The sequence below is a fragment of the Nitrospirillum guaranorum genome (assembly GCF_034653275.1).
In the GTDB taxonomy this organism is placed as follows: domain Bacteria; phylum Pseudomonadota; class Alphaproteobacteria; order Azospirillales; family Azospirillaceae; genus Nitrospirillum.
This window is the reverse complement of the sequence record NZ_JAYEES010000004.1, coordinates 325086-337500: the sequence shown is the minus strand read 5'-3', so window position 1 is coordinate 337500 and position 12415 is coordinate 325086. Positions and strand designations below refer to the sequence as shown.

Annotated in this window: 10 protein-coding genes; 4 read left to right on the top strand and 6 right to left on the bottom strand. The window is 70.4% G+C overall.

What is annotated here, in order from left to right; translation table 11 throughout:
* Positions 1–118 precede the first annotated feature (118 nt).
* The 6 genes from UAJ10_RS23355 to UAJ10_RS23330 form a co-directional block, all read right to left on the bottom strand.
* Positions 119–1210, bottom strand: a complete 1092-nt coding sequence (locus tag UAJ10_RS23355; protein ID WP_322917650.1) for an alpha/beta hydrolase — start codon at positions 1208–1210, stop codon at positions 119–121.
* A gap of 76 nt (positions 1211–1286) precedes the next feature.
* A complete protein-coding gene (locus UAJ10_RS23350; protein WP_322917649.1) occupies positions 1287–2522 on the bottom strand; it encodes a molybdopterin molybdotransferase MoeA in 1236 nt (411 codons plus the stop codon).
* 15 nt (positions 2523–2537) lie between these two features.
* Positions 2538–3053 (bottom strand): molybdopterin-guanine dinucleotide biosynthesis protein B, encoded by a 516-nt coding sequence (gene mobB / locus UAJ10_RS23345; protein ID WP_322917648.1) that lies wholly within the window; start codon positions 3051–3053, stop codon positions 2538–2540.
* A 62-nt stretch (positions 3054–3115) separates the two neighbouring features.
* Positions 3116–4912, bottom strand: a complete 1797-nt coding sequence (locus UAJ10_RS23340; RefSeq protein ID WP_322917647.1) for a hypothetical protein — start codon at positions 4910–4912, stop codon at positions 3116–3118.
* A gap of 5 nt (positions 4913–4917) precedes the next feature.
* Positions 4918–5970, bottom strand: a complete 1053-nt coding sequence (locus UAJ10_RS23335) for a glycosyltransferase family 2 protein (protein ID WP_322917646.1) — start codon at positions 5968–5970, stop codon at positions 4918–4920.
* An 824-nt stretch (positions 5971–6794) separates the two neighbouring features.
* Positions 6795–7559: an RluA family pseudouridine synthase gene (locus tag UAJ10_RS23330; protein ID WP_322917645.1), complete on the bottom strand. Its 765-nt coding sequence runs from the start codon at positions 7557–7559 to the stop codon at positions 6795–6797.
* Between the two features lie 225 nt (positions 7560–7784).
* On the opposite strand from UAJ10_RS23330, the gene UAJ10_RS23325 reads away from it, so the two are divergent.
* The 4 genes from UAJ10_RS23325 to UAJ10_RS23310 all read left to right on the top strand — a co-directional run bounded on the left by UAJ10_RS23325 (position 7785) and on the right by UAJ10_RS23310 (position 12408).
* On the top strand, positions 7785–8594 hold the full coding sequence (locus tag UAJ10_RS23325) for a DUF2076 domain-containing protein (protein ID WP_322917644.1): 810 nt from the start codon (positions 7785–7787) through the stop codon (positions 8592–8594).
* 126 nt (positions 8595–8720) lie between these two features.
* Positions 8721–10223, top strand: coding sequence for a Do family serine endopeptidase (locus tag UAJ10_RS23320; RefSeq protein ID WP_322917643.1), 1503 nt, complete (start codon positions 8721–8723; stop codon positions 10221–10223).
* Between the two features lie 92 nt (positions 10224–10315).
* Positions 10316–10990, top strand: coding sequence for a response regulator transcription factor (locus UAJ10_RS23315; protein WP_322917642.1), 675 nt, complete (start codon positions 10316–10318; stop codon positions 10988–10990).
* Positions 10975–12408: a sensor histidine kinase gene (locus UAJ10_RS23310; RefSeq protein WP_322917641.1), complete on the top strand. Its 1434-nt coding sequence runs from the start codon at positions 10975–10977 to the stop codon at positions 12406–12408. Before UAJ10_RS23315 ends, UAJ10_RS23310 begins: the two co-directional genes overlap by 16 nt.
* The last annotated feature ends 7 nt before the right edge of the window (positions 12409–12415 follow it).

The following is a 12415-nucleotide window of genomic DNA, read 5'->3' as shown; positions in this document are numbered from 1 at the left end:
CCGTAGGGTGCACGACGAAGGCCCGAGCCGGACGAAAGACACCCGCGATGCTGCGCAAGACCCTGTTCCTGCTGCTGGCCCTGCTGGCCCTGGTCGCCTGAGCCCTTTCGCCCCCGTGTTATCTGTCGTTCGGCCGGCCCAGTTCCCGCGTGAAGAAGCGGGCCATGACGTCGTAGGCGGCCCGCGCCTCGGGCAATTCGGGATCGGAGAAGAAGGAATGGACCATGCCGTCCCAGACGTGCAGCTCCGTCCGCGCGCCGGCCCGCTCCAGCAGGTCTTGGCTGCGCAGCGTGTCGCTGAGCATGAAGTCGCGCGTGCCGGTGATCAGCAGGGTGGGCGGGAACTTGGCCAGCACCGCCGGCGCCACGCCGGGCAGCACCAGCGGATCCTGGGCGTTGGCCCCCTGGAAATAGGGCAGGTCGACCAGGCGCAGGCCGGGGCCCGGCAGCTGGCCGCCGTACAGGGCCGACCAAGCCTGGGAGTCGCCGCCGCCGTCCAGCACGCCGGCGCAGAAGATGCCGATGGCGCCGGGCCGGGGCAGGCCATGGGTCTGGAACCAGGCCACCGCCTCCCCCGTCAGGATGCCGCCGGCGGAACAGCCGTAGATGCCGATGTTCCACGGCTTGTAGGTCTTCAGCAAATCCTTGTAGACGGCGGCCACATCCTCGCTGGCGGCGGGAAAGCGATGCTCCGGCCCCTGGCGGTAATCGACCGTCACCACCTTGATCTTGGACAGGGCCGCCACCGGCACGGCCTCCACCAGCCCGCCGGCCCCCGCCCCCCAGAGGAAGGCGCCGCCGTGCAGGTTGATCAGCACCCGGTCCGCCACCGCCACCCCTTGGGCCGGCACCACCACCTGGGTGGGCACGCCGCCCATGGTCTGGTCGGTCACGGTGACGGGGTAGAGCGCCCGCAGCCGGTCGGCGCGGTCGGTGTTCATGCGGTCGTAGAAGGCGCGGCTGGCCGGCACGTCGGTGATGGGCGGGGCGTGCACGTCGGCGTAGCGCTTGAACCAGTCCCGCGCCTCCGGCGAGGCGTAGGAGGAGAAGGGCAGGACCAGGCTGCCGGGCGCCAGCGGCAGGGTGACGCTGCCATCCGCGCCCACGGGTGAGGGCGGGGCATCGGCCGCCTGGGCCGCCCCGCTGAACAGCAATGCCGCCGCCATAAGGCCGGCGCGTGCGATGGCATGGATGGATGTCGTCTTGGTCATGTCCCCTCCCTGGGTTTATTTTGCCACAGGATAGGGGAAATGACATCGATACCATAGCGCTTACTTGGCGCCGCCCTCAGAACAGCCCGTGCAGGGGGATGACGGTCAGCGGGTCGCCGGTACGAAGGCTGTCGCGCGCCTCCTCCACCTCCGCCACGGCGTCGGCCACGGCCAGGGAGGACAGGGCGGCGCTGCCGCCGGCGCCGGCCAGGTGGGCCACGGTGTCACCCCCCTCCTGCCGCAGCGCCACGCGCAGGTATTCGCGCTTGCCCGGGGCCCGGCCGTGGGCGAAGCCGCAGCGCACGGTGACGCGGGGCGGATCGGCGACGGTCTCGCCCGACAGGCGCTGCACCAGCGGCCGGCCCAGGGCGAGAAAGGCGGCGAAGGCGGCGAACGGGTTGCCGGGCAGCCCCAGGAAGGGGGTGTTCCCGACATGGCCGAACGCCAGCGGCTTGCCCGGCTTGAGGGCCAGGCGCCAGAAATCGATGCCGCCCAAGGCCGCCACCGCCGCCTTCACATGATCTTCCTCCCCGGCGGAGACGCCGCCGCTGCTGAGGATCAGGTCGGCCGTGAGGCTGGACAGGGTGGCCGCCAAGGCCGCGGGATCATCGCCGACGATGCCGGCCGGCACCACGCGGCAGCCCAGGCGACGCAGCAGGGCGGTCAGCAGGGGGCCGTTGGCATCATGGATGGCGCCGGGGGGCAGGGGGGCGCCGGCGGGCCGCACCTCGTTCCCGGTGGACAGCAGGGCCACGGTCAGGGGTGCGCGCACCGCCAGGCCCTGTTCCCCCAGCGCGGCGGCCAGCGCCACCGCCGCCGGGGACAGGCGCCGCCCGGCCGGCAGGGCCACCGCGCCGGCCGCGATATCCTCCCCCACCGCGCGGCAATGGCGGCCGGGGGCAAGGCCGGGCGGGGCCAGCAGCACGTCGCCGTCCAGGTCCGCATCCTCCTGCATCAGCACGGTGTCGGCGCCCTCGGGCAAGGGCGCGCCGGTGAAGATGCGTACGGCGGTGCCGGGCACCAGGGGTCCCGGCGCGTCCCCCGCCGCGATCCGGCCCGACAAGGGCAGGCGGACGGGGCCCGCCGCCCCGGCGACATCGCGGTGGTCCAAGGCGTAGCCATCCATGGCGGCCTGGGCGAAGGGCGGCAGGCTGCGCGCCGCCACCACGTCCCGGGCCAGGACACGGCCGTCGGCGGCATCCAACGCCACCGTCTCCACCGCCGTGACGGGCCCGAGCGCCCGCAACAGGCGGTCGCGCGCCTGGTCGACGCTGAGCAAGGTGTCGGGGTAGCAGTCGGTGGCGCCGGGCATGGGGATGGCCGTTCCTCAGTCCGCGCGGGCCAGACCAACATGGCCCAGGATAAAGGTGGCGATGTCGGCCACCGCGCCCAAGGGGAAACGCCGCAGGCCCGCCGGCACCGCCACCGGCGGCGGGTCGTCCGCCGCCAGGGCCACGATGGTGGGATCGTCCGGGAACAGCGGCGCCTTGCCGTTTTCCGCCCGCCAAATCTCCAGCTTAGGAATGGGGTCGCGCTTGAACCCTTCCACCAGCACCAGGTCCACGGGCGACAGCTTGGCGACAAGGTCGGCCAGCGTCGGCTCCGCCGCCCCGCGCAGCTCATGCATCAGGGCCCAGCGCCGGGACGACGCCACCAGCACCTCGGTGGCGCCGGCGGTGCGGTGGCGATGGCTATCCTTGCCCGGCTGGTCCACGTCGAAATCGTGGTGGGCATGCTTGAGGGTGGAGACGCCATAGCCGCGCCCCGTCAGTTCCGGGATCAGTTGGACCATCAAGGTGGTCTTGCCCGAACCGCTCCACCCCGCGAGGCCGAACAGCTTCATCTGGCGATCCTCCCCCTTCTTGGCCCCTTTTTGGCCTCGCAGGCCTTTGGGGGCCGCCTCGCTTACTGCGGCGGCTCCCGCAAATCACGCACATAGGCCAGCACCTCGCCATCGCGCTCGATGCGCACGATGTCCTGGCCCGCCGGGATTTCCTTGCAGGCCCAGCGGGTGAAGGCAAGGTAGAAATCGACAGGGCCGGTATTGCGGCGCGTCGGCTTCCAGGCCGGCGGCAGATAGTGGAACACCGAGGTGGGCGGGCCGCAAACGCGGATGCGGTAGGGCTGGGTCAAGGCCTGCGGGCCCTCCAGCTTCACCATGGTGTCGGTCAGGCGCTTGGCCGCCTCGGACAGGGAGCTGCCCCAGTAGTCCAGCTCGAACTTCGGCCCCGCGCCGCGCACGCCGCCGACGAAACGGTTGAACCAGATGGTCTCATAGGGGTGCAGGTGGGCCATGAACCCGACCTGCACGGCGGCGCAGGCCACCAGCAGCGCGGCCATGAAAGGGTTCAGCCAGAAATTGCGCGGCCAGCGCAGGGGCAGGCGTGTCACCAAGCCATTCAAGCCCAGGCCGGCGGCCGTGGCCAGGGGCGGCATCAGGAACAGCATGTGGCGGATGCCGTCGTACAGCACGGCATCCGTCGCCACCACCGCGGCCGGCGGCAGCAGCACGGCGGTGGTCAGCGCCACGCCATCCAGGCGCACGCCCGCCGGGAAGGGCCGGCGCAGGGTGGCCCGGGCACCGAAGGCCGCGATGGCGGCCAGGCCCAGCAGTTCCACCTCCGGCAGCTTCACGCCGAAGCCCACGGGCAGGTACCACCAGGGCAGATTGGTGGTGCGCACCTGCGCGCCGGCGAAGGTGAAGGTGAAATCCATGGGGAACTTGGAGAACTCGGCCAGCGCCTCCATGGGGTGGCGCAGGGGGTTCACCTGGGCCCACGGCCAGGCCGCGATCATGACGGCATAGGCGATGGGAACCGCGATCCACAGGCGGCGCACCAGGCGCCAGGCCTCTGCCCCCGTCTGCCGCGCGCCGTCACCGGCCAGCACGCGCTTGGCCAGATGGGCCAGCAGCGTCAGCATGATGGGCCCGGCCAGCAGCACGCCGCCCACGCGGATGCCCAGCGCCATGCCGAAGCACAGGCCCAGCATGGCGACGGAACCCAGGGACGGCCCCTTGGCGTCGGTGTCCAGGCTGCGCCCCACCCGCACCAGCCAGGACAAGGTCCAGGCGGCGGCCACGGCGAAGGGCACGTCCTTGGGGTTGGCGAAGGAATGCCCCCACCAATCCGGGATCAGCAGCAGGCACAGGCCGGCGATCAGCCCGGCGCGAGCCCCCGTCCCCCGCGCCGTCCCCTGCCCCGTTTCCGGGCTTTCAGCCATATCCTTGGCGATACGGCGCACGGCCAGCACGCCCAGCAGGCCGGTCAGCCCGCCGATCAGGCGGCGGGTGGCGTAGACGTCCAGCGGCAGCAGGTTCTCGAACAGCGCCTCGACCGTGTCGAACAGGGCGCCGTAGAGGTAAAGGTTCTGGAATTCGAGGACCGCGCGGTCCTTGCCCAGCGAGGCATACCATTCCAGTGCCCGCTGGCCGTATTCCACGTGCAGCGGCTCATCAAACGTGATGCCGAAGTCGGGGAAGGTGCAGGACACGGCCGCGACCGCCACCGCCATGACCAGCCAGAAGGCCACGTCCCACGGCGACAGCCGGCGCCACAAGGGCGGGCCCAGCCGCGCGCCGGCCGGCACCATGCGTCCGGCGCCGATGGCCCCGGTAGCGATGCCCCCAGGTCCGAGGGACGGCGCCGAAGGGGCGGTGTGCGGGCGGGCGGCCGACGCGTCAGGGGAACGGAGCAGGGACATGGGGGTCAGGGATGCCCCCCGGTGCCGCCGGCCATCATCCCGCCGGGCACCCCACCGGGGACCGGCGCGTCATCGAAGCCCACCCTCTCGCTCACCAGGTACATGGGTCGGCCCTTCACCTCGGTGAAGACGCGGCCGAGATAGTCGCCCAGGACACCGAGGCCGATGAGCTGCACGCCCCCCAGGAACAGGACGGCCACCATGAGCGAGGCGTAACCGGGCGTGTCACGGCCGAACATGATGGTCTTGGTGATGATGACCAGGCCATAGAAGAAGGAGGGCACCGACAGGGCGATGCCCAGCCAGGACCAGACGCGCAGCGGCACGTTGCTGAACGAGGCGACGCCGTCCAGGCCGAAGCGCAACAGGCGCCAGAAGTTGAAGGAGGTGGCGCCGGCGTGGCGCTGAGCCACCTCGAACGGCACGGCCACCTGGCGGAACCCCACCCAGCTGAACAGACCCTTCATGAAGCGGTTGCGCTCGGGCATGGCGTTCAGGGCGTCGACCACGCTGCGGTCCAGCAGGCGGAAGTCACCGGCGCCGCGCGGCAGCGTCACCTCCGACAGGTTGTCCAGCAGGCGGTAATAGATCTTGGTCAGGAAACGGCGCAGCCACGGGTCGGTCAGGCGGCTGGCGCGCACGCCATAGACCATCTGCATGCCCTGGCGCCACTGCTCGACGAAAATGGCGATGGTTTCCGGGGGGTGCTGCAGGTCGCCGTCCATCAGCACGACGGCGTCGCCGGTGGCGTGGCGCAGGCCGGCGGACATGGCTGCCTCCTTCCCGAAGTTGCGCGACAGGCGCAGCAGCTTCAGCCGGGGTTCGCGGCTTTGATGGAATGTAAGGGCGGCGAAGGTGCCATCGCGCGAGCCATCGTCCACGCAGATGATCTCGAACGGCAGGCCGATGCCCTCCAGCACCGGGACCAGGCGCTGGAACAGGGCGGCCAGGTTGCCTTCCTCATTGTGCATGGGGATGACGATGGACAGGCGCTTGGCCGCGGGTGCCACCGCCTGCTGCGCTTTGGAGCCGGACGCGGCCGAGAGGGAGGTCAACATGGGAGCGGTATCTGACTCGGGTTCTGACAACGTGATCATGTAGCGGCGTCCGCCTCACGAAACTCTATCGCATCATCCGCGGCGATGCGGAAGGGTTCCGGACAAAAACCGCGCCAAACGGCGCCCAAATAGCCAAGCCGCGGGCGCCCATGGCGTTCCCCGCGACGCCAACCCTATCCCAGGAAGGTTAACGCCCCGTCTACAGTCAAAGGGGGCGCTCCAGCAAGCGGTGGAGTCGGAATCGGCGGGGACGGCAGGGTGCCAGCGGGGCATGTCGGCGGCTTATGGCACGCCCGAAGGGCAAAAATGTGACGACGCCCGGAAATCGTTATGCCCGGCATCCTTGTCAGGATGCGGTCAGCTTGGCGTGGCAATGTCCCCTTGTCGCCAGCCGATGGAGACGGCGACAGCCCCGGGCGGGAGCCCCAACCCCCCGCCCGCGGCGCCGTCTCCTTGGCTGGTGGCACCGGCGCCCGCTCGTTCTAGACCGCGAGCGACTTCCCGTCCCTTCTGCCCCAACCGAGAGGGCGGGAACGGCGCCGGCAAGTACCCCGGGCTGGGGTTCTAGACCACCCTGCCCGGCGGACGTTCCCCGTACCTGCGGAGATCGGGCCGGCGTCCTGGCCTGTCTGGTCGCGTAGTGGATCTACCTCAAGCCATGGCGGCCCGCTGCCGTCCTGTCTTGAATTCCTTCCAAGCCTCGGGTCGGTGGCGCCACGCCACCGACCTTTTCTCTTTTGGCCGCCAGGCGACGCCGGCGACAGTGCTTATACGCCGCCCCCGCGCCAACCCGTCGTGGCATTCGGTCGGTTGTTTCGACCCCGTCAGTTGTTTCCGACAGCGAATCCCAGGCGCTGGAAAGTGTCGGCGAGATGCGGGGACAGCGGCGCCGTGGCCTCCAGCGGTGATTCCGACGGGGCCCACCAGGGCAGGGCCACCCAGCGGGCATGCAGATGCAGTGGGATGGCCGGCGCGGGATCGCGCCCGCCCTCAACCCGCCAGTCACGGCCATAGATGGGGTCGCCCAGCATGGGCCAGCCCATGGCCTCGCAATGGGCCCGCAGCTGGTGCATGCGCCCGGTGCGCGGCGTCAGCTCCAGCCAGGACAGGATCCGCCCGTCCGAATCGGCGCCGGTGGCCATGAGCCGCCATTCGGTCAGGGCGTGCTTGCCCTCCGCATGGTCCACCATCATGCGGGAGCATCCCGGCACCGGACGCTTGATCAGCGGCAGCTCGATGCGCCCCTCCGCCGCCTCCGGCCGGCCCTTGACCACCGCCCAGTAACGCTTGCCCACGCGGCCCGCCAGGAACAGCTTTCCCAGCCGGGTGGACGCCGTCTCGTTCAGACCCAGCACCAGGCAGCCGGTGGTATCCTTGTCCAGGCGGTGGGCCAGGCGCGGCGCCGGCGCGCCGTCCGCCACCAGCCAGGGCAGGTAGCGTTCCAGGTGGTCGGTGGACTTGGTGCCGTAATGCACCGGCAGGCCATAGGGCTTGTCCACGACCAGGACGTCGGCGTCCTGGTACAGGACGCGGGCGCGCATTTCGTCAGGCGTGTAGGCGGGCGGCGCCAGGGGAAGCATGATGGCCATGGGCAGACGGCGTGCCCCAAGAAGGCACCCTCGGCAAGTCAAAAAGACGGGGTGTTCCTATCGCTTTAGGCCCGCCGCCGCATGAAAAAAACTTAATCCTGCTGCCACGGGCTGGAAAGTCTGTCGCGACCATGATCATCCTCGTTGCGGCGGGCGATGATCGCCCCATGTTAGTTGGGCCGCCGTGCTAAGACGGTAACAAAGGAAAGCAGTCGAGGAACCATCATGACCCCGAAGGACCGCGAAGATTTGACAGCCCTGCTGGCGCGTGTGTCCCGACTGGACGGCATGCCCCGCGACCCTGAATCGGACCGCCTGGTGGGTGAGGCGCTGTCGCGCCAGCCCGCCCTGCCCTACATCATGGCCCAGGCCCTGCTGGCCCAGCAGGAGGCGCTGGTGGACGCGCAGCGCCGCCTGGCCGACCTGCAGCAGAACGCCCCCAGCCGGCCGCAGGGCGGCCCCCCGCCCTTCACCGGCCAGTCCAGCGGCCCGTCGTTCAACCAACCCTCGGGGCAGCCCGCCAGTCAGGCGTCCGGCCCCTGGGGCCAGTCCTCCTATCCGGCGCAGCAGCAGCCCCAGCCGCCCTACGGCCAGGCCTACGCCGCGCCGCAGCCGGCATACGGCCAGCCCACCTACGGCGCGCCGCCCGCCTACGCCCAGCCCCGCAGCTTCATGCGCGGCATGTTCGAGACCATGGCCGGCGTCGCCGGCGGCGTGCTGGCGGCCGACGCGGTGGAATCCCTGTTCCGGGGCGGCCATGGCGGCCTCGGGGGCGGCGGCTTCGGCGGCGGTTCCCCCTGGGGTGCCGGCTACGGCGGCGACCGGGTGGACGAGACGGTGATCAACAACACCACCGTCAACGAGACCATCATCAACGAGAATGGCGACCGCTACAACTCCGGCCGCCAGGACGCCAACTACCGCGATGACGCCTATCGTGACAACGGTGGCCGCGACGACAACAGCGGCTACCAGGACGCCAGCTACGACAGCGCCGACGACGGCGGTTTCGATGATGGCTCCATCGACACCTGAGCCGTGCCGGCCGATCCGCAATCCGGCCGCAATTCCCTGACCTGATCCCACGGAACCCGGCCCACCCGGGCGGGTCCCGGACGCCAAAAGACCAAGAAATATCTTCGTGAAAGCGAGCTTGAGACCATGACCTCCCTGCCCACCGTTCGCACCGCCAAGAAGCGCTTTCCCCGTCTGGCCGTCACCGCGCTGGCCATCGGCCTGATGACCGGCACCGCCCTGGTGGCGCCGCCGGCCGCCATCACCGCCCATGCCGCCAGCCCCGCCTCACTGCCCAGCTTCGCCGACCTGGTGGAGAAGGTGACGCCGGCGGTGGTGACCATCACCGCCGCGCACAAGGTGACGACGCCGCAGGTGCCGCAGGAGCTGCAGGAGATGATGCGTCACTTCGGCCTGCCGGACGAGGCGCTGCCGGGCGGCGGCGGCCGCGGCGGCAACGGCCGTCCGCGCATCGAATCCGCCCTGGGCTCGGGCTTCGTCATCGACCCCAGCGGCTACATCGTCACCAACCGCCACGTCATCGAGGGCGCCGACGAGGTGAAGGTCCACTTCCAGGACCAGACCGACGACGTGCCGGCCAAGATCGTGGGCCAGGACGAGCGGTCGGACCTGGCTCTGCTGAAGGTCGAACCCAAGAAGCCGCTGCAGGCCCTGGCCTTCGGCGACAGCGACAAGATGCGCCCGGGCGACTGGGTGATCGCCGTGGGCAACCCCTTCGGCCTGGGCGGCACCGTCACCGCCGGCATCGTCTCGGCCCGCGGCCGTGACATCGACGCCGCCAACCTGAACGACTTCCTGCAGATCGACGCCTCGATCAACAAGGGCAATTCCGGCGGCCCGACCTTCAACGCCAACGGCGAGGTCATCGGCATCAACACCGCCATCTTCTCGCCCACCGGCGGCTCGGTCGGCATCGGCTTCGCCATCCCGTCCAACGTGGCCAAGCCCGTGATCGAGAAGCTGAAGACCACGGGCCATGTGCAGCGCGGCTATCTCGGCGTGACCCTGCAGGCCGTCACGCCGGAGATCGCCGACAGCCTGGGCCTGAAGGAGCCGAAGGGCGCCATCATCAACGCCGTCTCGCCCAAGAGCCCGGCGGAGAAGGGCGGCCTGAAGCAGGGCGACGTGGTGCAGAGCATCAACGGCAAGTCCATCGACAACCAGCGCGACCTGGCCCGCAACGTGGCCGGCATCGACCCGGGCAAGACCGTGGACCTGGGTGTGCTGCGCGCCGGCAAGGCCATCACCGTGTCGGTGAAGCTGGGCGAGGCGCCCAACAGCGGCGACAAGGACAACGGCCCCGGCGGCTCCACCACGCCGGACGGCAAGGGTGACAACGCCTCCGTGGCAGGCCTGAAGCTGGGCAAGCTGGACGACCGCACGCGGGAGCGCATGGGCCTGGACAGCGACGCCCAGGGTGTCGTCATCGTCGACCCCGGCAAGGACGAGCTGGGCCTGCGCCCCGGCGACATCATCGCCAGCGTGAACAACGAGAGCGTGAAGGCGCCGGCGGACGTCAACAACCAGGTGGAAAAGGCCAAGAAGGACGGCCGCAAGTCCGTCCTGCTGCTGGTCCGCCGCGGTGACCAGCAGATGTTCCTGCCCCTGCCCGTGACGCCCAAGGGCTGACGCATCCCGGGGTTCTTGAAAACAATACGGGGCTGGGCGATGGATGCTTCCTCGCCTGGCCCTTTGTTTATCCACCTTCCAGGTTCGACCCCATGAAGATCCTAGTCATCGAGGACGACGCCCAGGCCGCCGCCTACATGCTGAAAGGCCTGAAGGAGGCTGGGCACGTCGTGGACCACGCGCCCGACGGCACCCAGGGGCTGTACCTGGCGGGGGCGGAGCATTACGACGCCCTGGTGGTGGACCGCATGCTGCCTGGCCGCGACGGCCTGTCCCTGGTCAGCCTGCTGCGCGCCGCCGGCAACGACACGCCCGTGCTGGTGCTGAGCGCCCTGGGCAGCGTGGAGGACCGGGTGACCGGCCTGCGCGCCGGCGGCGACGACTACCTGACCAAGCCCTACGCCTTTTCCGAGCTGCTGGCCCGGTTGGAAAGCCTGGGCCGCCGCCGCGCCGCCCCGCAGGCCCAGGCCACCAAGCTGGTGGTGGGCGACCTGGAGATGGATTTGCTGGCCCGCACGGTGAAGCGCGCCGGCAAGGTCATCGATCTGCTGCCGCGCGAGTTCCAGCTTCTGGAATGCCTGATGCGCAACGCCGGCAGCGTGGTGACCCGCACCATGCTGCTGGAGCAGGTGTGGGACTATCACTTCGACCCGCAGACCAACGTCATCGACGTGCACATCGCGCGCCTGCGCCAGAAGGTGGACAAGGGCTTCGACCAGGCCCTGATCCAGACCGTGCGGGGGGCCGGGTATTGCTTACGTCCCTGAAACGTCCGGCCGGGGAGGCGGCGGGCGTCGACCTGTCGTCCGACCGGCACCGCCATTTGGGCCGGCTGCTGCGCACCACCACCTTCCGCTTCGCCCTGATCTACCTGGGGCTGTTCATCGGCTCCGTCCTGCTGGTGCTGTGGCTGATCTACTGGTCCACGGCGGGCTTCCTGGCGGGCCAGGCCGACACCGGCATCCGCGAGGACATGCAGGCCCTGGCCGACCGCTATCGCACCGGCGGCATGGCCAGCCTGGCGGAGGCGGTGAACGAACGCGGCATGGGCAACGCCTCCTCCATCTACATCCTATCGGCGGGCTCGGGCGCCACCCTGGCTGGCAACCAGTTCTGGCCCAAGGGCGTGGATGAGGCCGGCTGGGCCAACCTGCCGGTGAAGGATCCCAGCACCGGCCAGGTGCGGCCCGGCGACGTGCGCGCCCTGATCGCGGTCCTGCCCGGCGGCTATCGCGTGCTGGTGGGCCGCGACCTGGGCGAGGTGCGTGTGCTGCGCGAGCGGCTGGAGCGGGTCATCGGCTGGAGCATGGGCCTGGCCCTGGTGCTGGGCCTGGTCGGCGGCCTGGCCATGAGCCGCGTCTGGCTGCGCCGCCTGGACGGCGTCACCCGCACGGCGGAGGCCATCCGCGAGGGCATGCTGGTCAGCCGCGTGCCCCTGACGGGCAGCGGCGATGAGTTCGACCAGCTGGCCCACACCCTGAACGCCATGCTGGACCGCATCGAGGCGCTGGTGGCCGGCATCCGCCATGTCAGCCAGGGTATCGCCCACGACCTGCGCACCCCCCTCACCCGCCTGCGCACGCGCCTGGAACTGGCCCTGATGCATGACACGGTGGAGAACCCGCGCGAGGTGCTGGAGGCCGCGATCGAGGAGGTGGACCACCTGCTGGCCACCTTCCGCGCCCTGCTGGCCATCGCGGAGGTGGAATCGGGTGGCAACCTGCCCATCGCCCCGGTGCAACTGGACACCCTGGCGCTCAGCACCGGGGAGCTGTACGACGCGGTGGCGGAGGACCAGGGCATCACCTTCACCATGGCGGTGGAGGCGACCGGCCCGGCCGCCATGGTCCAAGGCAACCGCCAGCTGCTGGGCCAGGCCCTGGCCAACCTGTTGGACAACGCCCTGAAGTATACGCCGGAGGGCGGCCACGTCAGCCTGACCGTGGCCAGCGATGGCCCCACCCGGGTACGCATCACCGTGGCCGACAACGGCCCCGGCATCCCGGCGGAAGACCGCGAGCGGGTGCGCGAACGCTTCTTCCGCCTGGAACGCGACCAGGCCCGCCCCGGCAGCGGCCTGGGCCTGAGCCTGGTGGACGCCGTCGCCCAACGCCATGGCGGCACCCTGGTGCTGGACGACAACCGCCCGGGCCTGAAGGCGCAGTTGCTGCTGCCGCTGGGGTGACCACCAA